Raw genomic sequence first — 20,778 nt, forward strand, 5'->3', positions numbered from 1 at the left:
CCCCGCCGCCCCCCCCCCCGCCCGCGGCGAGCCCGCACGGGCCTGCCGCCACGCCGGCGAGGCCGGTGAAGCCGGCCGCCAAGTCGGATCCCAAACGCCGCAAGGTCATCCTGGCCAGCAGCATCGCGGCGGTGATCGTGGTCATCGGCCTGGTCGCCGCCTTTGCGTTGACGAAGAGCGGCCCCAGTGGCGGCGGCCCCACGACCGCGCCGCTGGCCAACAGTGGCCCGCTCACCGGCACCTACACCCTGGCGTTCGGGCAGAGCATCGGCCTGAACGGCAAGCCGGAGCCGGGACAGGACCCGGCGGGGAACGAGACGTGGAAGCTGCGGTCGATGTGCGGCGCGAAGGGCTGCGTGGCCACCGGTTCGCGGGCCTCCGGGTCCTTCAAACACCCGACCAGCCTGGTGTTCGACGACATCAACGGGCGCTGGGTCGCGGTCACCCTGGACACCGAGCGGTGCAACAACCAGGACATCGAGGAGTGGCACTGGATATATCTGTTGCCCCGCCCGGACGGCAGCATGGCCGGCGAGTGGATTGACGACTCGGTGCAGTGCTACAGCAAGCGCAGCGTGACCTTCACCCGGACCGGTGACGCGGACATCGCCGGCCTGCCCGACCCGGCCGGCCTGCCGGCCCGGGTGGCGTCACCGGCCCTCGGACTACGTGGGTTCTACCGCTCGAAAGTGACCACGGCAGCCGGTCAGCCCAAGCTGGCCGACCAGGATTTCAGTGTCGACACGTTCTGTCTGCGCGCCGGCGACCGATGCCTGAGCCGTTTCGTGCTGACCGATTTCTCCGACCACCAGTTGTTCATCTACGCCAACAACGCGTGGACGGAGAACTCCGAGGAGGACGTGCCCTGCCCGTCCGGCGGGACCAGTCATGTCCGCATGACAGGTGTGTTCCCGCTGCCCAAGCCTGCACAGGATCCCATTACGACGATCTCCGGGCACGGCATGGAGGACGCGACGGGCAGCTCCTGCAAGGGCGGTCCCTACGACCAGGTCTTCAGCCGGATCAGGGACTGAAAGCGGCTCCGGCGCTCGCCGAAAACGGCGCCAAGCATGCCTTTAGAAACTCCCAAGAATGTTGCAAGGCCCGCGCCACAGACTCACTTCACCAGGAACTAACCGTTCACACCGAAGTGACCTAGCAGGCCAAAATGAGCAACCTCCGAACCATCACATTGCACGGCGACCGCGTCGCATACCGCGACGAAGGCGCCGGTGAGGTACTGCTGTTGATCCACGGCATCGGCGGCAGTTCGAACCACTGGCGGTCGATCATCCCGACCCTGTCCAAGAAGTACCGCGTCATCGCTCCGGATCTGTTGGGGCACGGTCAATCCGACAAGCCCCGCGGCGACTACTCGCTGGGCGCGTTCGCCGTCCTGCTTCGCGACTTCCTGGACGCCCTCGGTATTTCTCGGGCGACGATCATCGGCCACTCCCTCGGCGGCGGAATCACCATGCAGTTCGCCCACCAGCACCGCGACTACTGCGAGCGGATGATCCTGATCAGCAGTGGCGGCCTCGGCGGCGAAGTGAATCGCATCCTGCGCCTGGCCTCGCTGCCCGGCTCCGAATTCGTCCTGGGGCTCGTCTCGTCCAAGCCGGCGATCAAGGCCCGCCGGGCCTTCTCCGCGCTGAAGTCCGACGACCCGAACGCTTTACGGCTGCACGAACACTGGGAAGCCCACGCCGCGCTTGCGAACCGGGAGAACCGGCAGGCGCTGCTGCGGACACTGCGCGCCGTCGTGGACCACCGGGGTCAGTACGTCTGCGCCTTGAACCGGCTGCACTTCAACGCCAGTGTGCCGGTGCTGATCATCAGCGGCGACCGGGACCCCGTGATCCCGGTTTCACACGCCTACGCCGCACACGAGAGGATGCCGCACAGCCGGCTGCACATCATTCCCGGCGTCGCGCACCATCCGCACGCGGAACAAACCGAGACCGTGGCCACGCTGATCGAGGACTTCATCGAAGCAGACGGCGGGCACACCGAGACTCCGGCCGCTTCGGCGCCGGTCTCGCTCAGCGACTGGTCGGCAGCGACCCACGCCGGCTCGGGCCCGCGATCGCGTGCGGTTGTCGAGCGCATCAGCCGGCGCCGGTCCCGCCGGCATCTGCAAGCGGTCCCGGCTGTCGACGAATATCGTTGCGGCTGAGCAAGATCAGGCGACCGCGTCGACCAAGTCGCGGGTGACCGCGAACGGGTACTGGAAGGTCGCGGCGCCGACCTGTTCGGCACCGTCGCGGATCTCGCTGAGGATCGTCGTCGGATCACCGGTGAAGAGCGATTCGAAAATGTCCCAGGCCGCATATTGCGGCGCCGTGATGAGGTTGCGGAAGTCGACGAACAACTTTGTCGGCAAGTTCGCCGGGCCGATGGGTATGCCGTCCCAGCTGTTCATGGTCCAACCGCCGCCCGGGCTGCCGGTCACCACGACCTGGCCGGTGTTCGGCAGCGTATGAGTGAGCAGCAGCAGCGGATTGGGGTTGTCGACGTTCATCAGCGTGCCGACACCGATGGTGAACGCGCTCGAGTACGCGACCGCGGGGGTGCCGCCGTTCGCCATGGCGTTGCCGTACATCGCGTTCATCGCGGCGGTGAAGTTGCGATTGAAGACGATCCCGTTGATGTCGGGGCCCATCCCCAGATTCGGAAAGAGCGGGAATCCCAACGTCCAAGCCAGGGGGCCCACCAGATAGAACACGCCGATAGGGATCTGCGGCATGCCCTCCATCCAGCCGGCATTGATCTCGTTGAGCCCGGCCAGGATCTGCGGGTTCGCGAACAAGCCGTGGGCGGTCTCCTGGGTGCGCAGCAGTTGCGACGCGAAGATCCCCGAGTATTGGTTCGCGGGCCCCAGCAGTGCGCCGACGTTCGCCGCCTCCTGCTGCCCAAGGGGCGTGAGCGGGACACCGGGTATGGCGGTGTCGATCCAACCGTCGAGGTTGGCGAACGTCTGGCCGTGCCGCACGAAATCGATGACGACCGGTTGTTGACTGCCCACCACCGCGGCGGTTCCGCCGGTGCCGATGAACAGCCCACCGCGGCCGTCCGGAGCGCCGGGCCCGCCGCGGCCGCCGTTGCCGAACAACAGCGCCTGGCCACCGGCACCACCGGGGCCGCCACCGATGCCGCCGTTGCCCATCAACCAGCCGCCGGCGCCGCCGATACCGCCGGTGCCGCCGCCGAAGCCGGCCCCGCCAGGGCCGCCGTTGCCGATCAGTCCGGCGTTGCCGCCGTTGCCACCGGGCGTCATGCCGGCGGTCGCGCTGTAACCGGCGCCGCCGTCACCGAACAGGAAGCCGCCCGCGCCGCCGGTGGGATTCGCCGCCGTGCCGGGGGCTCCGTGGCCGATCAGCGCACGCCCGAACAGCATTGTGGTCGGGCCGTTGATGATCGGATCGAGCGACTGACCGTATGGGCTGGCGATCCACGCGTTGCCGGCGGTGTGGACTGGACCGTAGACGAAGGTTTGGAACCCGGCGGCAAGAGAGGTGTCCAGGGTGGCCGCCGCGCCCTGGATCGAGGCGACGATGGCCGCCTCGGTGTTTGCGTACGAGGCGGCGGACGCGCTCAGAGTGGCCACGAAGTGCTCGTGGTATGACGCCGCCTGCGCCGCGGCCACTTGGTACTCGTCGGCGTAGTTGCCGAACAACGCCGCGATTGCCGCCGACACCTCGTCGGCACCAGCCGCCGCCAGGGCGGTAGTCGGGGCCAGCGCGGCGAGATTGCCGGTCAGCACGGCCGAGCCGATTTGTGCCGCACTCGCTGCCGCCATCTCGAAAATGTCCGGTGCCAAGAGCACAAAAGACATAGCCACACCCCCAGTGCTGTCGCGTAGAGACATCATGGGCCTTGGGCCAGCAATAGATGGCTGAATCGAACGAAAAATGTCTCCCTATTTTTGGCGCTTACGGGACAGAAACGCCTGCATGTGCTGCTGCGGCTCGCCGGTCAGGAACGAACGGCCGAATTGCTCGACGCTGTCTTCGATCGCCCCGTGAATCGTCATGTCGAACCACTTATTCAGCAGACGTTTTTGTTGCCGCACCGCATGCGGGCCGAATTCGGCGAGTTTTGCGGTCAACTCGTCAATGCGGGGATCCAGCATTTCCGGCGCCAGCACTTCGTGCACCAAGCCCCAATCGGCGGCCGTCCGGGCGTCGATGGTTTCGCCGGTCATCAGCAGCCAGGCCGAGTGGGACGCGCCGATCAGCGCGGGCATCAGCGCCGCATGGATCACCGACGGAATCCCGACGGCCACTTCCGGCATGCCGAACCTGGCACCGGATTCCGCGATGCGCAGGTCGCAGCACATCGCAACTTCCAGGCCGCCGCCGAGGCACCACCCGGCGAGACGGGCGATGACGGGAAGTGGGCAGTCGCGGATCGCCTCGCACAATCCCGCCAGCCGGCGGATGAACACCTCGGCGGAGGACTGCTCGAGGGTGACCATTTCATGGATGTCGGCGCCGCCGATGAAAGCTTCATGGATGTCGGCGCCGCCGATGAAAGCCTTCTCCCCCGCGCCGCGGAACACCACGACCCGCGCATCGGTGTCCGGCCCGATGGCGCGGAATGCGTCGGTCAGAGCTGAGATCGCTTCACTGCCAATGATGTTCAGTGGCCCGGCGTCGGTCAGCTCGATCGTCGCCCGGCCGTCCTGGCGGGTGAATCGGACAAAACGGCTGTGGGTCATGCGCTGTTCCTAGGAGGCGTCCTCCAATTCGTCGAGCGCTTCCCCGGTGTAGACCGCCAACCTTTGCAGGTGCGGCAGCGTGTCCCGGCAACCGATGAACCCGAAATTCAGGGTGCTGGCATAACTCTGCAGCGTGACGTTGAGCGCCTGACTGTGCGCTACCAGCGAGACGGGGAACGAGGCCTCCATCCGACTGCCCCGCAGGTAAAGCACGTCCTGGGGACCCGGCACATTGCTGACGCAGAGGTTGAACGTATAGGGCCACGGCGTCTTCACCCCGGTGAGGGTGCTCGCCAGCTGCATCCCGAACGGCGCCATCAGCGCCGCGGTGTACGCCAGGATCGCTTCCCGATTCATTTTCGCCAGTTCAGCTTTCGCGATTCGGGTGGTGGTGGTGACGGCTCGTAGGCGTTCGATCGGGTCGGCGATGTCGGTGCCCAATGTCGCCAGAATCGTGGCCACGGCATTGCCGCCACCCTCGTCGTCCTTGGGACGCACGTTGACCGGCAGCATCGCGATCAGTGACTTGTCGGGCAGCTCGGCGAGCTCGTCGAGGAACCGGCGAAGACTGCCCCCGACGATCGTCAGCGCGACATCGTTGACGGTCGCATCGTTGGCTGCCCCAATCTTTTTCAGCCGGTCCAACTCGTACTGCTGGGTGGCGAAGCGGCGGTTTCGGCTGATGCGGGTGTTCAGGATCGAACGCGGTGCCTGCACCGAGCCGATCAGGTTGCGGTATTCGTTGTCGCTTCGCAGCTGGGTGTTGATGATGGCTTTGGTGAGGTCGAAGGTGGACCGGCCGGCGCCGGCCACTGAGCCCATCACACTGCCCACCCCGCTGACCACACCACCGAGGTTGTTGACCACGCTGCCCACGCTGCCGAGCAGGCTCCCGGCGATGCCGCCGCCGGATTCTTCCTTGGTCGCCGAGACCCGCCCGGGCGTCGGAATGTTGAAGAACAGCGGATGGGTGGTGTCGTGCGGGTCAGTAGAGAGACTGCGCGCCAGCATCTTCTGCCCGGTGTAGCCGTCGACCAAAGCGTGATGCATCTTGACGTAGAGAGCGAACCGGCCGCCTTCGAGGCCTTCGATGAAGTGCATCTCCCACGGCGGACGGCGCAGGTCCAGCGCGTTACTGTGCAAGCGGGACACCAGGATTCCGAGTTCGCGCTCGTCGCCCGGGCTGGCCAGCGCCGAGCGCCGCACGTGGTAGTCCAAATCGAATTTGTCGTCGTAGACCCACGACTGGATTGGGCTGAACAACAGGTCCGGCTGGCTCAACTTGAGATTCCACGGATCCACGACCGCGCTGGCCTTGCTCTCGTCGACGAGCTGGCGCAGGAAGTCCTTCGGTGCGTCGGGCGGCGGCGTGAAGGGCATCAGGCCACCGACATGCATCATCGTGCTGGACGTCTCGGCGTAGAGGAAGAACATGTCTTGCGGACCGAGCCGTCTGGCGGTCTTGCCCATGGCCTACTCCTTCTATCCCTGTCGCCCACGCTCACCGAAACAACCCACCAGTTTGTGACCGTAGCCGAAACCGATGGCCGCGGATATGCGAAAAAGACTGCCGTCGAATCCGTCACCGCGGGAGGATGAATCCCCAGCCCGGAGGAGGGCCAATGCGATCGCGGGTCCAGCTACTGCCGGTGACGGAGCGGGTGTGGTGCTTCCGCCAGCGCAGCTACGTCTGCTGTTCGTACGCGGTTGTGGACGATGACGGCGTTGTCCTGGTCGACGCCGGCATGACGTCGGATGCGGCACCGGTACTCAACGGGCTGGACATGCTGGGAAAGAGTCCAGCCGACGTGCACACGATCCTGTTGTCGCACTGGCACAACGACCATGCGGCCGGGGCGGCACGGATGAAGGCCTTATCGGGCGCCCGGGTCCACTACCACGGCGGCGATCGGCCGTACTTCATGCGGGAAACCGCGCGCGGTGGTTTCCCCGGTTGGTTGAGCAAACAGGTCCCCGAACGCGGCCCACTCGTGCTGGCCCGCGGACTGTTGAGCGCCGCGACGTCCACGGCCGTGGCGGCGGATGTGCTGGTGCGCAAGGGCGATCTGCTGCTGGGCCAGTTCCGGGTGGTGGAGACGCCGGGCCACACCCCGGGTCATGTCGCCTACTTCTACGAACCTGACGGCGTCCTGTTCGCCGGTGACGCCCTGGCGGTGGTCAGCGGCAAGCTGCGCTTCATGTCGCGCCCGGTGACCCTCGAGTTGGACGACGCGCGCGCGTCGATGGCTGCGCTCTTGCAGTTACCGATTCGCCACGTGTGCCCCGGTCACCGCGCACCCCTGACTGAAAACGTTGCGGCGCAGCTTGATTCGCTGCGAGATCGAGTGGCCGCGCCCGGCTGGCCGCTGCTTGGTTGATAGCGAGGCACCTACCCCGCAGGCCGGCGCGCCGCCGCAGCGGACGGGCGGTCACGGACGACGTCACTTGCGGCCGTGCGCTGGTCCGACCGTCACGGTGACACCTTCCACCACCACATTGCGCATGCTGGACAGATTTTTCGTTTCGACGTTTACAAATTTTTGGTTCTGGGTATCTGGCAGTCAATTTTTATGACGTCTATATGAGTTTCCCGCAAAGCGGGGTAAGTTTGCCGGTACCTGGGCGCCGCGACGAGTGGGTACCCACGGCGCAGAGGAGTACTGCGATGAAGCGTCCGATCGTCGTCGCCGCAGCCGGCCTGATAGTGGTGGCCGCTGGTTGCGCAGGCTGTTCCAGCAACGACTCCGACAAGGGTTCGCCGAGCCCCGGCCCCGCCGCCCCAGCCGGTCCGCGGATGATTGTCGACGGCCAGAATCAGAATGTCAGCGGTCCGGTTACCTGCACCCCGAACGGTGAAAACATCAACATCGGTATCGGCGACGTGGCCAACGGCATCGGCGCGGTGGTCAGCACGGGTAATCCGCCCATAGTTCATGCGGTCGGCCTGGGCGCCGTCAACGGTGTGACGCTCGGCTACTCCGACGCCGCGCCGGGTCAGGCCGGCAATGCCGGGGCGGCGGTAAGCGGCAAGTACTACCAGATCAAGGGCACTGCAACCGGTTCCGACGTCAGCAACCCAGCCCAGCCGAAGACGCTGACCAAGCCGTTCGAATTGGATGTGACCTGCCCGTAGCGGGGGTTGGCCAGAGATCGCGCGGGCGCAAGCCCGAGAGGGGATGCAGCTAATGTCCATCAAACGTGTCGCCGCGGCTGCGGCGCCGGCGGTGGCGGTGAGCCTCGGCATTTCCGCGACAGCGCTCAACGCGGGTCTGGCCAACTCGGCGCCGCAGGACCCGTGTCCGAATTGGAACAAGGCGTGCAGTGGTGGCACCACCGCCAGCCCCAACCCCGGGCCCAACCCTCCCGGGTACGGAGGTACTGGGACCGTGCCGCCACCGGGCTCATCTGTCCCGGGCGCCGGCACCCCACCGCCCTCAACGTCGAAGCCACCGAGTTCGACTCCTCCCCCGTCGACGACGGCGCCGCCGCGCAGCACAACAACGCAGCCGACAACGACAGCACCGTGGAGTTCAACGACGGCGCCCACCACCACATCGGCGCCATGGGGTTCCACCACACCGCCCACGACAACGTCGGCCCCGTGGGGTTCCACCACTCCGCCGACCACAACCTCGGCGCCATGGGGTTCCACCACAGCGCCGACGACCTCTGGGCAATGGAGCGGAACGCCGACGCCGACAACCTCAGGTCCGTGGGGCTCGACCACCCAACCGGGCGCGAGCACTTCCTACCCGCCGACCACTACCCCCGTCCTGAACGCGCCGACCACTCAGCCGCCGCACCCGCCGTACATTCCGCCGCACGGCGACTATTCCCGCGGCACGGTGCAGATCGGCGGTCCCGTCGACCTCACGGTTGGCTTCTACGTGCCTGGACTTGGGGCACCGCCGCCACCGCGACCGAGCGGGTATGGCTGGAACAACGGCCCGGCGCCCGGCCACCCACCACCACACTGGGAGGGACCTCCGCCGTCGAACGGATGGAATGGGGCACCGCCCCCGGGCGGCTGGAACCGCCCCTGGGAGGGTCCTCCGCGTGACGTCAGCTACGGCCAGCAGTATTTCGCCCCGTTCAACTACAACACCTACACCGTCCTGCCGGTCTTCAATTGGCAATACGGCGGATGGGGCTATTGGTTTATGGGCGTTTGGGTTCCTCTGTACTGACTTGTACTGACCTGTACTGATTCGAGCCGGCACCGCTGACTACCGCGGCGACCCGACCGGGCCTGACGGTAACTCCGATCAGTTCGCGGCGACGTGCCGGTTGAGGAAATCCAGCACCGCGCCGGCGAAGACGTCGTTGCGATCACCGGCCACCATGTGGCCGGCCCCACGGACGTCGGTGAACTCGACCTGCGGGAAGCGGGCGAGGAATTCCTCTGCGCGCTCCTGGCTGACCAAATCACTCATCTTGCCCCGCACCAGCAACATTGGCACGCCGTCACGCAAGATCGACTCGACGGCGTCGTGCATGCGATCGGGGTCGGTGACCTCGATGGGCGGGTGAGCCGCGGTGCCGTTGATGAACCGCGGATCCCAGTGCCAGTACCAGCGATCGCCGCGGCGGCGCAGGTTGGTGGTCAGCCCATCGAGATCGGTGGGCCGCGGTCGGTGCGGGTTGTATTCGGCGATCGCGTCGGCGACCTCGTCCAGCGAGGCGAACCCGGTCTCCACCCGGTCGGCCATGAAGTCGTGGATCCGCGCCGCACCCGACTGCTCCATGTTGGGCACGATGTCGACCAGCACGACGGCACCGGCGATGCCCGGCGTCAGCTCGCCGGCCAGCAGCATCGAGGTGAACCCTCCGAGCGAGGCGCCCACCAGTACCGGCTTGGCCGGTAGCCCGCGTAGCACTTCCTCCACATCGCGGGCGAAGCTGACCACGCGGTAGTCGCCGTCGTCGGACCAGTCGGATTCGCCGTGGCCGCGCAGGTCGACCGTCACCGCCTGGTAGCCGCGCTCTGCTACGGCGGCCGCCGCTTTCGCCCAGGAGCGGCGGGTCTGCCCGCCGCCGTGCAGGAACACCACGGCACGCGCCTGCGGGTCGCCCTGGCGGTCGGAGACGATGCGTAACCCGCCGGGTCGGTGGGTGATGAACGGTTCAGCCGCGTTGGAGACCGGAGCCATCAGGAAATACTAAGAGGTCGGGCGGCCTCAAAACCGGGATGACAGCTGACGATCCCGCAACCGGCGTACCACCGCCAGCCGTTGACCGTCACGCCCCGGGGCGAACAGCGGGATGGCGCAGGCCGCGACAGCGACGATCGCGGCCATCGCCGCGTACGACGAATTGGTGGCCGCCACGAAGGCGTCCTTGCTGCGCTCCGCAAGTGCAAGGCCTTGCGGTCCAAGGTGATCGGCGACCGCGAGCGCCTTGGTCAACGAATCCGACGCCGGACCGCGCACCGGTTCGGGGAAGTCACCGAGCGCACCGGCGATGCGATGGCTGTAGCTGCCGGCCAGGATCGAGCCGGCCAGGGCGATGCCCAGCGCGCCGCCCACCTCGCGGGTGGCGTCGTTGACCGCGGAGGCCACCCCTTGCTTCTCGTCCGGCGCCGCGCCCATGATCGCCGAAGTCGTTGGGGCGGTGCATAACCCGAAGCCGGTGCTGATGATCATCAGGGGCCAGCAGATCTGCAGGTAGGAGGAGTGGGCGGTCAGCGTGCACAGGCACAAGAACCCGATCGAGACCAGCACCATGCTGGCGAAGACGACCACCCGCAACCCCAGCCTCGGCAGGTACCACGACGACAGCAGTGACAGCGTCAGCAACGGCACCGCCATCGGGCTCAGCGCCAGGGCGGCGACGAGCGCGGAATAGCCCTTCACCTGTTGGAGGTATTGCACCACCAGGAAGAACAGCCCGAAGGTGGCCAGGAAGACCATGGTGATGGTCGCGGCGCCGGTGCCGAAGTACGGGTGAGCGAACAGGCGGATGTCGAGCAGCGGATCGGGGCGCCGAAGCTCGATCACCCCGAATACCATCGCCAGCGCCGCCCCGGCGATCAGGCAGCCGAAGACGCGGGGATCGCTCCAGCCGTGTCCGGGTGCCTGCAGAATGCCGAACACGAACACCGCGACCGCCGCCCCGACGGTGGCCGCGCCCGGCACGTCCAGCCGCGGTGCGTCGGTGTCACGGGACTCGGCGATGGTCAGGGTGAGCAGGAACACCACCATGCCAGCGATCGCCAGGGTCCAAAAGATCGAGCGCCAGTCCCAGAACTCGACGAGCAAGCCGGCACCGATCATGCCGAACAACCCACCCGATCCGGCGACGCCGGCCCAGATGCCGACCGCTTTGGTGCGCGCCTGCGGCGGGTAGGCCACCGTCAGCAGTGACAGGGTCGCCGGCATGACAAAGGCGGCACCGGCGCCGGCCAGCCCACGGGCCGCGATGATCTGCGTCGGACTGTCGAAGACCAGAGGCGCGGCCGATGCGACAGCGAAGATGGCGACGCCGATAAGTAGGGCACTGCGCCTGCCGTACCGGTCGCCGATGGCGCCGGCGGGCAACAACAGGCACGCGAGCAACAGCGTGTAGCTGTCCACGATCCAGGTCAGTTGCGTCTGGGTTGCCCCCGTGGCGCCGGCGATGTCGCTCAACGCCGTGTTCAGGGCAACCATCGACGCGATGACGAGCGACACCCCCGCACAGGCGATGAACAACGTCCACCCGCGTCGCGCACGGGAGCCTTCCGCGAAGGAGTTCGGTGACTGATCGGAGCGTTTGAGGGTTCTGACCGCGAAACCAGTCACGGGCCCTGCTTCCGTTGCAGTGGACAGCAATAAAACAAGACTGTCAGTCTCGTAGCGAGACTCCCGGTCTCAGTACCCGTTGGGGCGCGCCGGAAAACGCGCCGGGGTCAGACGGTTCAGGCGCCGCCCGCCCGACCGGGTAACAGCCGGAACAGTCGACGGGCGATGCGGGTCAGCGGATTGTCCGAAGAATGCTGCGCATCCTTGATCCGGTTCAGCGTCTGCTCGCCCTCGACGGCGTAGTCCTTCACTGATTCGTCGCCTTCTTCTGCGCGCATGAAATTCTCCTTGATCAAGCGGGTTGACAAGCGTCACGCCGGGGTGAGTCGCTCGGGCGGGTCCTGCGGTGGTAGCCGCTCCGGCGGTTCGGATGGCGTGAGCCGTTCCGGCGTCTCCGACGGGGTGAGGCGTTCCGGCGCCTCTCCGGGCGTACCCGGTTCCGGCGTCTGGGGTCCGGTTGAACGTGCGTCGATCACCAACGGCTCCTCTGCTGGACTTCCTGGTGCCTACCCGCAGTGCCGGGGGGCCCAAACAGACCTCAGTCGCCGGTGCGGGTGAACTTCATCTCGTAGGGCCCGCCCTTGCAGGCGCTGCCCGACTCATCCTTGGTGCCGCTCCCGGCCAGCACGGCTATCGGGTCCTGCGCGGGTTCCGGCAGCGGGAACGTGCCTTTGATCTTGACGTGCGAGGTACCGCCGGCCGGACAGGACGCGTCGTACTCGTCGTCACGGGTCCAGACGTCATTGGCGAATTGCAGCAGCTGGGTGCCGCTGGTGCCGTTCCTGACGAACCGGCTCAGGCAGCGGTCCCCGGTGCGCAGACAGATGGTGTCGACGGTGTAGTCGGCTTCCTGCGGCTTCGGCGCGTTGGCACCGGTATAGGTGGTCAGCAGATGGTAGGCGCCGTGCAGCGCCTCGGCCGGGGACACGACGCGCGCGCGCTGCTCGGCCGGGTCCGGGAGACTGCCGAGTTCAGCGTCGCCGGTTCGAGTGAACGTCACCGATCGCTTGCTGTAGCAATCGAGGGAATCGGTGATCCACTCGCCGACCAGGGAGCCGTCGGACTGCGGCTTCAGCCAGACGTAGTTCCACTTCTCGATGCTCTTGTCGTTGCACTTGCCGCCTTCGAGGGCGATCGCGATCCAGCGTCCCCGGACATCGTCGAACACCAGCCTGGGAGTGTGGTTGTAGGGCCCGTCGGTGCGCTGCGCCGTCGCGACGCAGCCGCTCCCGCCCTTGCCGGTGCACGCGGAACGCAGTACCCAGGTCTCCTGGCCGGGCGGTTCGGAGTTCGCAACCTCCTTACCCGCCAGGGACATCTTCGGGCCGAAGTCGGCGGTGTAGGTGCCGGTGAACGGGCCGCCGTTGGACGGCGGCGTCGCTTCCTCGGTGCCCGACCGTTCGGCGGCTTGGCCGCTGCCGGGGCTGCCGCGACCGCCGTTCAGGGCGATCACGGCGACGACGGCGATGACGGCGAGCAGTACACCGACCCCCGCCAGGATGAGCGGGGTGCGGCGCTTGCGCTTCGGTTTGCCGCCCTGCTCGCGGTTCGGTCTGCTGCCCTGATCGCGGCCGGTGCCGCTGTCCGGTGCGGCCGCCGGAGCGACTACCGGGAACGGGACGGGCGTGGGCGGGTCACTCGGGTGCCGATAGAGCGTCGGCTCGTCGTTGATCGAGTAAGGCTGGTTCGGGTCGGTGCTGGGCCGGCGTTGGGTGGGATCGGTGGGCGGCCGCTGCGGGGACGGATCCGGTGCCGGGCGGTACGGATTGGGGTCCGACGGCGTGCGGTAAGGGGCCGGCGGCGGCATCTGCGGGCGGCGCTGACTCGGGTCCGACGGTGGGCGCCGCGGCGGCTCGGCGGTCGGCCGGCGCTGCGAGTGGTCAGGGTAGGCCGGTCCGCCGCGCCGCGGCGGGGGCGGCGGCTGCCTCGGCGGGCCGGGTGGCGGTGCGAGCTGAGTGCGCTGTTGGACCGGTTCGGGCCGGCGCAGCGGGATGGGGCGGGTTCCGGTGACCGCTTCCCGCGCGGCGGCCGCCATGTCGGTGACCGTCGGGTAGCGCTGCTCGGGATTCTTGGCCATGGCGGTCGCGATCACGTTGTCCAGCTCTTCGGGTATCCCGCGGCGCAGGGTGGACGGCCGTGGCGGCGGCAGGCTCAGGTGCCCCCCGATCTGCTGTTCCAGACTGCTGCCGGGGAACGGCTGGCTGCCGGTCAGGCACTCGTGCAGCACGCAGCCGAGCGCGTAGGTGTCGCCGCGCGGGTCGGTCTGGCCGGAAGTCACCCGTTCGGGCGCCATGTACGCCCAGGTGCCGATCACGTTGCCGGTGCCGGTCATGTGGGAATCGCCCGCCGCGCGGGCGATGCCGAAGTCGATCAGGTAAGCGAAGTCGTCCTCGGTGACCAGGATGTTGGACGGCTTGACGTCGCGGTGCACCAAGCCGATCCGGTGCGCGGCGCGCAGCGCGGAGGCGACCTGTTCGATGATGTGGACCGCGCGTTCGGGTTCCAGCGCGCCCTCGGCGATGATGTCCTGCAGGTCGCGGCCCACGACCAGCCGCATGTCGACGTACAGGCGTCCGTCGATCTCACCGAAATGGTGAATGGGCACCACGTGCGGGTCGTTGAGACCGGCCGCCGCCAGGGCCTCCCGGCGGAACCGCTGTTCGAACGTCGGGTCGTTGGCGAGGTTGGCGGTCAGCACTTTGACGGCGACGACGCGTTGGGTCTCGGTGTCGTAGGCACGCCAGACCTCACCCATGCCGCCCCGGCCCAGCAATTCGAGGAACTGGTAGCGGCCGAATGTCGTGCCTTGCACTCGGCCCCCTCAGCGAAAACCAGATGATCCTTCGGCAAATACATTAAAACCGCACCCGCAGGGACGCACGGCCGTCTTCAAGCTAAACATGAGAAACGACCGCCCGACAGCGTGTTCGATCAGCCGGCTTTTCGCCCCTGAGCGGAGAAGAAGCGACTGCTGGACGGCAGCAGCAGCAGCGTCAGGATGAGGGCCGCGGCGAACAGGTCCAGCACGGCGAACAGGGTGGTAGTCAGCAGCACCGCCGCCGCGAACACCGCGTGGAGCACGGCGGCCGCACCCAGGACGATCCTGCTGCGACCACGCCAGGCCGCAAAGCCGCCCCAGAGGTAGAGGAGTCCGTCGAAAACGCGGCACGACAAGGCAACGAACATCCAGCCGCTCGAGCCTGCACCGTCCTGCGTCAATCCGCCGTGTGCGTCGGCGACGAGCACGAACAGGCCCCACAGATGGGCTGTGGACAACCCACCCACCGCGACAGCAATGACGACGGCGGCCGTCACTGCCGGCGGCCGCGGCGTTGTCACAGCTTTGTCACAAGGCCTTGACACCGTTGTAGAGCACCATCAGCCCGATGAGCACCAGGACGGCGCCCAGCATTGCCGCATGGTTCTTCGACATCCAGTCCTTGAGCCTGGTCAGCGGTTCGTCCAAGCGGTCCCCGGCACTGACGTAAGCCAGGATCGGGATGGCCACCGTTGACGCGGACACCACGACGAAAACCGCGGACGCAAGGAACTTGCCGCCGATGTCGAACCCTCCGGTGCCAATGGCCACCCCGGCCGCCAGGCACAGCAGCGACACTTCCAGCCGAACCACCGTCAGAATGAGGGCCGTCACGCCGGCCCGCACCGGCGTGATGGTGCCGAACGCCCGCATCCAGCGTGGCTCCTGGGACTCGCGGTGCCGGGCCAGCCAGCGATAGATGCCGAACAGGATCAGGGCCGACCCGAGCACGACACGCAGCCACGACGCCCAGGTCGGCGGCGTCTTCTGCAGACCACCGAGCAGCCCGGCCGCCGAGACGAAGATCGCGGTCAGCGCGCACAGCCCCAGCAACCAACCGCCCAGGAACGCCAACCCGGTAGGGCGCGGTCGCGGCGAATGCAGGACCAGCACCGCCGGAATGATCGTCAACGGCGAGACCGCAATAACCAGAGCCAACGGGATGAGAGCCGTCAGCACCGAACTCCAATGTCCTGTCACGGGCAGCAATCTTCCCACGGCCAGTCAGCCGATGCCCGAATTGCCGCAAGGCTCAGTTTGCGTCGGCCGCGGCGTCCTTTCCGGCCTTCACCGGATCCGAACTCGGCGGCAGCTTGAGCAGAGTGCCGCCCACGCTCCCCCGCGCGGTCCGGACCGTCACCAGGATCCAGGTCAGCAGCAGGCCGAGATAGGCGATCATCGCGGCCACCCCAAACGCGGGAAGGTGGGTGTGGACGGCCAATTGCGAAGTGCCGGTGACAAAGGTGCCCACCGGGAACGTCAGGCTCCACCACGTCAGCGCGAACGGCATGCCGCGTCGCACGGTGCGCACGGTCAGCGCGGTGGCGAGCGCGATCCACAGCACCGCGAAACCCCACACCGGCACCCCGAAGATGATGGCGAATGCGTTCATGGCTTCGGACAGTCGGCGGTCGACTGCACCGGTGGACGCGGCCGCTGCCAGCAGTCCCGCGGCCGTGACGGACTGCCCGAGCGGGCCGAGCACGATCCACAACGTCGGCACCCGCGTCGACCCGGACGTGCCGTACAGAACCAGGCGGCTCCAGATCATCGCGATGATGTTCGCCGATGCCAGCAGCGACAGCCCGAACATCGCGTAGCAGCCGTAGAGCATGGTCTCGCGGCCCGTCCCCGGCGGCATGTGCGGAAGCAGCAGAGCTCCCGTCGCTGCCGACACCATCGGCGGGACGACCGGCATCAGCCAGCCGCCGAACGCGGCGTCGGGCTCGACATGCAGCTGGGTGAACATCAGGAACGGGATGCTCACCGCGGTGAACAGACCGCCCAGCGTGCCGGCCGTCCACAACACCCAGTCCAGGTCGACGGCGATCCGCTCGCCGATCAGATCCCCGCTGACCAGTACGGCGCCCGCCCCCACGGTCATCAGCGCCATCGGAGCGGCCCCGTAATAGTGAGCCATCTGCGGGTTGCGGGCGTGGGTGCGCGCGACCTTCGGGTTCCGCAGCCAGTGGCCGCCCACCAGCACGATGAGTACGACCAGCAGGACCGCCGCGAACACCCACACCCCGTGGGTGAATCCGCGCAGCCCCGGCACGTGCACCGGCAGGGTGGCGCCGGCGATCGCGACGATCCCCGTGCCCATCACCGAGGCGAACCAGTTGGGGCCGATGTTGCCCAGCACCTCGACGCGCGGGTGCGCCGACGCCGCGTCGTCAGCGCTCACGGTGGCCATAGCTGAGCAACCTACTGCCGCGGCCGGACGTAGACTGCGGTCAGGGCAGGCTTGACGAAGCGAGGTTCATATCTCGATGAGAACGCCCCTGGTGATCGGGATATCCGTGCTGCTGGTGGCGGCGGCGCTGGCGATGCCGATCAAGCAACGGTGTGGCGCGCCCGGCCGCACCTGCGCGACCGCGGTGGACGCCAACGGCAACGTCCACTACTACTACGAAGTCGAGCCAGTGGCGGTATTCCTGCTGGAGAACGTGCTGGGCTCGGACATCCCGGTCTTCTACACGTCAGGTGAAGAGGTCGAGAGAGTCAAATAGACGGGAGGACAGGTGCGGATAGCTGCGCTGGTGGTGGCGGCGCTGATGCTTGGCGGTGCCCTCGCGTCGGTACGGATGACGAACGTCGCGTTGGTCACCGCAAGCGAGGACTTCTGCGCCGCGCACTACCTGTGTCCTTCCGAGCCGCCTGCTGACGGCGCCGACCAGGCCACCGCGGAACGCCACGTCGTCGACGGTTACCTCGCCAAGCAGGCCAGTTGCACGCCCGATCTGCCGGCGTACCCGCAATCGGTCACCTGGGATCCGCCCGGCTTCCAGTTCGGCACCGGCGGCTCGGGAAACGTCAACGACGCAGATCCCAGTCTGGGCGGCCACTTCGTCGCCGACTACGTCAACGGCCGCTGGCACATCGACTATCAGTACTGCTGACGTCTGCCGGGTGTCCCCGGTCAGGCGCGGCACACCTGCGGGGCGAACTGGACGGTCGTCGTCGACGGCGTATTGAACTGAGCGCGCAGCGTCAGCTCCGGGGACACCGATTGGTTGGCCACGTCGAACCGGTTGAGGTCGAGCAGCATCTCGACCGTGTCCGGCGCGGTGATGCGAGCGTTGGTGTCCCGATCGAACCGCATCCGGTTCTCCCCCGGGCTGGCCGTCCGCGTGCTGGTGATGGCGAGGTCGTTGGTGTCGGGTTCGGGACCCAGATCGGCGAATGGGGTGCCGTTGTTGGCGACGCTGTACGTCAGCACGTATCCCACGAACCGGGTCGCGCGGGTCCCGATGGGTACCGGGGGCAGCGGTTCGGCGAACCGAACCGCCAGTTGCAGCACGCTGCCCCGCGGGTGCTTGACGTCCACGGAAGACACCGTGATCTTGGGCGGCGGGACTTGCCCGCTTTCGGTGCGGCAACTCAGGCGGTTGGGCAGCCGTGCCCAGTCGTCCCGGGGCGTGGATGCGAACACTGCGAAGCCGACGGCGACCAGCGCCACCACGAGGGCCAGCGGGAACATCACCCGGAGCGCGATGGGTAGCGCGGCCCAGTCCCTGCGCACCCGGGCTGTCAGGCCGGTGGGCGCCCCCGTTGGCCGACGGTGGGTGGTCCACCGGGCGCCGTCCCAGTAGCGCTGGCCGCCGGAATTATCGGGATCGAGGTACCAGCCTGCCGGTGGCGAAGTTGGCACTGTCGCTCCATTCGATATGGGAGAAGGCGGACGGATCAACTGTTCAGTACCGAACGGCTCACGGCGGTGAATCCAGCGACACCGGTGGTGTGTCGAGCATCTGGACCTTGTCGTCGCGCCACTGGTATCCGACCGTGGTCAGGGTGCCGTCGGGGCAGCTGTCACAGCTCTGGCCGGTCCGATAGGTCAGCACCACGGTGTTGCCGTTGGATGCCGGTGCCTCGAGTTCGGTGAACGAATACGCGTTGGGTGTCGCGGTCCCGACGAAGTCGCCGCGGTGAAACAACAGCGCCAGGTCGGGGGCGCTGCGGGTCGCGTCGCGCACGGTCACCACCAGGCCCGACAGCTCGGCGCACGGGTCGTAGTTGCCGGACAGCACCTTGGGATCCCATTGCTTACCGGTCTTACGGTCCGGCGGAACCTTGGCCAGCGCCGCGGCGAGCGCCGCCGCCTGGTCGGGCCCGCAGGGGCCCGTCGGCGCGTTGCCGGCGGCGGACGTCGGTGCGGCGGCGGTGGTCTGCCGCGGCGACTCGGCCGCCCGTTGCGGGGGGTCCGCACGCTTGGCCACGTAGGTCGCCACGGCGGCGATCACGACAAGAGCGACGAGCGCGGCGATAAGCCAAACGGGCCGGCCCGTGGGGGGCGGCGTCGTGTCCAGGTCGTCGGACGGGTTGTCGGACGGGTCATAGGCGGGGGGCGGCCAGTCGGGATCGACGTCCTCAGCAACCATCCCAGATGCCGACCTTTCCCGTTGCAATCCCCGCCGAACGTGCCGAATTGTAGCCGAATGCGCTGGTCGCGGAAGTTTAGCGGCGCCGAGGCAGGCTGCCGACACTGGTGAGCCTGCCCACATCAGCGACTTCGTGTTGGGGCCCCACAGCAAGCTACCGCATACTAGACGGCATGCGTCGAACGACTTCACCGCAAACCGCCGGCCGCGCGCCGGCCGGTTTCGCGGTGCTTGGTCGGGGGCGCTAGTGGGGCGTTCGGGCGGCGCACACCGCCTGAAGAATCAACGTGCCGCCAAGCAGCCGTCGCGGGTGCGCAAACGGTTGTCGCGCGCTGTCATGGCGCTGGCCTCGGCGGTCGCGGTGGGGATGACGGGTGCCGGCTACTGGGTGGCCCACGGCGCGCTCGGCGGAATCACGATCTCGCAAGCGCTGACCGCCGAGGACCCGCGATCGACCGGCGACAGCATGAACATCCTGTTGATCGGGCTGGACTCGCGCAAGGACCAGGAGGGTAACGACCTGCCCTGGTCCATCCTGAAGCACCTGCATGCCGGGGATTCCGATCAGGGCGGCTACAACACCAACACGCTGATCCTGGTGCACGTCGGAGGCGACGGGAAGGTCGTCGCGTTCTCCATCCCGCGTGACGACTGGGTGCCCTTCAACGGCGTCCCGGGCTACAACCACATCAAGATCAAGGAGGCGTACGGACTCACCAAGCAGTACGTCGCCAACCAGCTCGCCAACGAGGGGGTGAGCTCGCAGCGCGAACTCGAGGCGCGGGGCCGCGAAGCCGGCCGGGCCGCGACGCTGCGCGCGGTGCGAAGTCTGACGGGTGTCCCGATCGACTACTTCGCCGAGATCAACCTGGCGGGTTTCTACGACCTGGCCCAGACGCTGGGCGGGGTCGACGTGTGCCTGAATCATCCCGTTTACGACTCGTACTCCGGGGCCGACTTCCCCGCTGGACGTCAGCGACTGGACGCCTCCCAGGCCTTGTCCTTCGTGCGGCAGCGGCATGGTCTGGAAAACGGCGACCTGGACCGGACCCACCGACAGCAGGCGTTCCTCTCGTCGGTGATGCACGACCTGCAGGACTCGGGCACCTTCACCAACCTGGACCGGCTGAACAGCCTGATGGCCGTCGCCCGCAAGGACGTGGTGCTGTCGGCCGGCTGGGACGAGGGCCTGTTCCGCCGGATGGGCGAACTGGCGGGCGGTCAGGTCGAGTTCCGCACCCTGCCGGTGGTCCGCTACGACAACATCGACGGCCAGGACGTCAACATCATCGACCAGGCCGCGATCAAGGCGGAGGTCGCCGCGGCGTTCGGGACGGCGACGCCGTCGACGGCACCCGCCACCACGAGCGCCAAGCCCAACCCGTCGACCGTCGTCGACGTGGTCAACGCCGGCAGCATCAGTGGTATGGCCAGCCAGTTGTCCAGTGCCTTGAAGAAGCGCGGCTACACCGCAGGACAGGTCCGCGACCGCGAGTCGGGCGACCCGTCGTACACGACGATCCAATACGGACCGGGCGCCGAAGCCGACGCGCAGACCATCGCCACCGTGCTCGGCGTCGACGCGCCCAAGCAGCCGGATTCCAGCATCTCGCCGGGGCACATCCGGGTGACCGTGGACACCAACTTCTCCCTGCCCGACGCGGACGACACAACTACGACCACGACGACCACCACGACGACCAGCAAGGCCAACACTTACTACTACAACGGCACCGCCACCACCTACCCGACGCCCGATCACGGTAAGCCGATCGACGGCGGCGGGGTGCCCTGCGTGAACTAGCGCGAGCCGGCTCACCGCGTTGCCGCCGGGTGTCGCTAACTCGCCGGGCGTCACGC

General features: G+C 67.6%; 20 protein-coding genes and 1 pseudogene. 8 read left to right on the forward strand and 13 right to left on the reverse strand.

Features of this window, described 5'->3' with window-relative positions:
• A pseudogene (locus tag A9X01_RS12795) lies at positions 1–1,034 on the forward strand (hypothetical protein); the annotation flags it as partial.
• 134 nt (positions 1,035–1,168) lie between these two features.
• Positions 1,169–2,176 (forward strand): alpha/beta fold hydrolase, encoded by a 1,008-nt coding sequence (locus A9X01_RS12800; protein WP_065121136.1) that lies wholly within the window; start codon positions 1,169–1,171, stop codon positions 2,174–2,176.
• A 6-nt stretch (positions 2,177–2,182) separates the two neighbouring features.
• On the opposite strand, the gene A9X01_RS12805 is transcribed toward A9X01_RS12800, so the two are convergent.
• From A9X01_RS12805 to A9X01_RS12815, 3 genes are all read right to left on the reverse strand, one after another.
• On the reverse strand, positions 2,183–3,835 hold the full coding sequence (locus tag A9X01_RS12805) for a PE domain-containing protein (protein WP_065121137.1): 1,653 nt from the start codon (positions 3,833–3,835) through the stop codon (positions 2,183–2,185).
• A gap of 84 nt (positions 3,836–3,919) precedes the next feature.
• Positions 3,920–4,720 (reverse strand): enoyl-CoA hydratase, encoded by an 801-nt coding sequence (locus A9X01_RS12810; protein ID WP_065121138.1) that lies wholly within the window; start codon positions 4,718–4,720, stop codon positions 3,920–3,922.
• Positions 4,721–4,729: 9 nt separating this feature from the next.
• On the reverse strand, positions 4,730–6,190 hold the full coding sequence (locus A9X01_RS12815; protein ID WP_065121139.1) for a WS/DGAT/MGAT family O-acyltransferase: 1,461 nt from the start codon (positions 6,188–6,190) through the stop codon (positions 4,730–4,732).
• A 152-nt stretch (positions 6,191–6,342) separates the two neighbouring features.
• On the opposite strand from A9X01_RS12815, the gene A9X01_RS12820 reads away from it, so the two are divergent.
• From A9X01_RS12820 to A9X01_RS29860, 3 genes are all read left to right on the forward strand, one after another.
• Entirely contained in the window at positions 6,343–7,098 is a 756-nt protein-coding gene (locus tag A9X01_RS12820; RefSeq protein ID WP_065121140.1) for an MBL fold metallo-hydrolase, read from the forward strand.
• 287 nt (positions 7,099–7,385) lie between these two features.
• Positions 7,386–7,853 carry a lipoprotein LpqH gene (locus A9X01_RS12825; RefSeq protein WP_065121141.1) on the forward strand — a complete coding sequence of 156 codons (468 nt, stop codon included), beginning with the start codon at positions 7,386–7,388 and terminating at the stop codon, positions 7,851–7,853.
• Between the two features lie 52 nt (positions 7,854–7,905).
• The gene (locus A9X01_RS29860; RefSeq protein WP_366663638.1) at positions 7,906–8,907 is read left to right on the forward strand and encodes an MAP_0585 family protein; all 1,002 of its coding nucleotides are present in this window, start codon (positions 7,906–7,908) and stop codon (positions 8,905–8,907) included.
• A gap of 78 nt (positions 8,908–8,985) precedes the next feature.
• Here A9X01_RS29860 and A9X01_RS12835 read toward each other — a convergent pair whose 3' ends face one another.
• From A9X01_RS12835 to A9X01_RS12865, 8 genes are all read right to left on the reverse strand, one after another.
• Positions 8,986–9,870 carry an alpha/beta fold hydrolase gene (locus A9X01_RS12835; protein WP_216638910.1) on the reverse strand — a complete coding sequence of 295 codons (885 nt, stop codon included), beginning with the start codon at positions 9,868–9,870 and terminating at the stop codon, positions 8,986–8,988.
• Between the two features lie 27 nt (positions 9,871–9,897).
• Positions 9,898–11,499: an MFS transporter gene (locus A9X01_RS12840; protein ID WP_065121143.1), complete on the reverse strand. Its 1,602-nt coding sequence runs from the start codon at positions 11,497–11,499 to the stop codon at positions 9,898–9,900.
• Positions 11,500–11,615: 116 nt separating this feature from the next.
• Entirely contained in the window at positions 11,616–11,777 is a 162-nt protein-coding gene (locus A9X01_RS12845; RefSeq protein WP_155767969.1) for a hypothetical protein, read from the reverse strand.
• 33 nt (positions 11,778–11,810) lie between these two features.
• Complete coding sequence (locus A9X01_RS29865) at positions 11,811–11,975, reverse strand: hypothetical protein (RefSeq protein WP_155772067.1); 165 nt, start codon at positions 11,973–11,975, stop codon at positions 11,811–11,813.
• Between the two features lie 62 nt (positions 11,976–12,037).
• Positions 12,038–14,311 carry a serine/threonine-protein kinase gene (locus A9X01_RS12850; RefSeq protein ID WP_065121145.1) on the reverse strand — a complete coding sequence of 758 codons (2,274 nt, stop codon included), beginning with the start codon at positions 14,309–14,311 and terminating at the stop codon, positions 12,038–12,040.
• A 119-nt stretch (positions 14,312–14,430) separates the two neighbouring features.
• Complete coding sequence (locus tag A9X01_RS12855; RefSeq protein WP_155772068.1) at positions 14,431–14,838, reverse strand: hypothetical protein; 408 nt, start codon at positions 14,836–14,838, stop codon at positions 14,431–14,433.
• Positions 14,839–14,845: 7 nt separating this feature from the next.
• Complete coding sequence (locus A9X01_RS12860; protein WP_155772069.1) at positions 14,846–15,535, reverse strand: GAP family protein; 690 nt, start codon at positions 15,533–15,535, stop codon at positions 14,846–14,848.
• A 34-nt stretch (positions 15,536–15,569) separates the two neighbouring features.
• Positions 15,570–16,730: a TDT family transporter gene (locus A9X01_RS12865; protein ID WP_065121148.1), complete on the reverse strand. Its 1,161-nt coding sequence runs from the start codon at positions 16,728–16,730 to the stop codon at positions 15,570–15,572.
• Between the two features lie 76 nt (positions 16,731–16,806).
• Here A9X01_RS12865 and A9X01_RS12870 point away from each other — a divergent pair, with 76 nt between their 5' ends.
• Positions 16,807–17,046 carry a hypothetical protein gene (locus A9X01_RS12870; RefSeq protein WP_065121149.1) on the forward strand — a complete coding sequence of 80 codons (240 nt, stop codon included), beginning with the start codon at positions 16,807–16,809 and terminating at the stop codon, positions 17,044–17,046.
• A gap of 12 nt (positions 17,047–17,058) precedes the next feature.
• Positions 17,059–17,436: a hypothetical protein gene (locus tag A9X01_RS12875; protein WP_065121150.1), complete on the forward strand. Its 378-nt coding sequence runs from the start codon at positions 17,059–17,061 to the stop codon at positions 17,434–17,436.
• A gap of 20 nt (positions 17,437–17,456) precedes the next feature.
• Here the strand turns inward: A9X01_RS12875 and A9X01_RS12880 are convergent, their stop codons facing one another.
• Both A9X01_RS12880 and A9X01_RS12885 read right to left on the reverse strand, forming a co-directional pair.
• Positions 17,457–18,188: a DUF2510 domain-containing protein gene (locus A9X01_RS12880; protein WP_065121151.1), complete on the reverse strand. Its 732-nt coding sequence runs from the start codon at positions 18,186–18,188 to the stop codon at positions 17,457–17,459.
• A 58-nt stretch (positions 18,189–18,246) separates the two neighbouring features.
• Entirely contained in the window at positions 18,247–18,918 is a 672-nt protein-coding gene (locus tag A9X01_RS12885) for an LppP/LprE family lipoprotein (protein WP_065121152.1), read from the reverse strand.
• 274 nt (positions 18,919–19,192) lie between these two features.
• Between A9X01_RS12885 and A9X01_RS12890 the strand changes: the two genes are divergently transcribed.
• The gene (locus tag A9X01_RS12890) at positions 19,193–20,722 is read left to right on the forward strand and encodes an LCP family protein (protein ID WP_253849120.1); all 1,530 of its coding nucleotides are present in this window, start codon (positions 19,193–19,195) and stop codon (positions 20,720–20,722) included.
• The last annotated feature ends 56 nt before the right edge of the window (positions 20,723–20,778 follow it).

Origin of the sequence: Mycobacterium asiaticum, from assembly GCF_001668675.1 — a bacterium.
Taxonomy (GTDB): domain Bacteria; phylum Actinomycetota; class Actinomycetes; order Mycobacteriales; family Mycobacteriaceae; genus Mycobacterium; species Mycobacterium asiaticum_D.

Coding starts and splice junctions, on each gene's coding strand:
- A9X01_RS12800 (WP_065121136.1), top strand. CDS start 1,169: ATGAGCAACCTCCGAACCATCACATTGCACGGCGACCGCGTCGCATAC.
- A9X01_RS12805 (WP_065121137.1), bottom strand. CDS start 3,835: ATGTCTTTTGTGCTCTTGGCACCGGACATTTTCGAGATGGCGGCAGCG.
- A9X01_RS12810 (WP_065121138.1), bottom strand. CDS start 4,720: ATGACCCACAGCCGTTTTGTCCGATTCACCCGCCAGGACGGCCGGGCG.
- A9X01_RS12815 (WP_065121139.1), bottom strand. CDS start 6,190: ATGGGCAAGACCGCCAGACGGCTCGGTCCGCAAGACATGTTCTTCCTC.
- A9X01_RS12820 (WP_065121140.1), top strand. CDS start 6,343: ATGCGATCGCGGGTCCAGCTACTGCCGGTGACGGAGCGGGTGTGGTGC.
- A9X01_RS12825 (WP_065121141.1), top strand. CDS start 7,386: ATGAAGCGTCCGATCGTCGTCGCCGCAGCCGGCCTGATAGTGGTGGCC.
- A9X01_RS29860 (WP_366663638.1), top strand. CDS start 7,906: ATGTCCATCAAACGTGTCGCCGCGGCTGCGGCGCCGGCGGTGGCGGTG.
- A9X01_RS12835 (WP_216638910.1), bottom strand. CDS start 9,870: ATGGCTCCGGTCTCCAACGCGGCTGAACCGTTCATCACCCACCGACCC.
- A9X01_RS12845 (WP_155767969.1), bottom strand. CDS start 11,777: ATGCGCGCAGAAGAAGGCGACGAATCAGTGAAGGACTACGCCGTCGAG.
- A9X01_RS12865 (WP_065121148.1), bottom strand. CDS start 16,730: ATGGCCACCGTGAGCGCTGACGACGCGGCGTCGGCGCACCCGCGCGTC.
- A9X01_RS12870 (WP_065121149.1), top strand. CDS start 16,807: ATGAGAACGCCCCTGGTGATCGGGATATCCGTGCTGCTGGTGGCGGCG.
- A9X01_RS12885 (WP_065121152.1), bottom strand. CDS start 18,918: ATGGTTGCTGAGGACGTCGATCCCGACTGGCCGCCCCCCGCCTATGAC.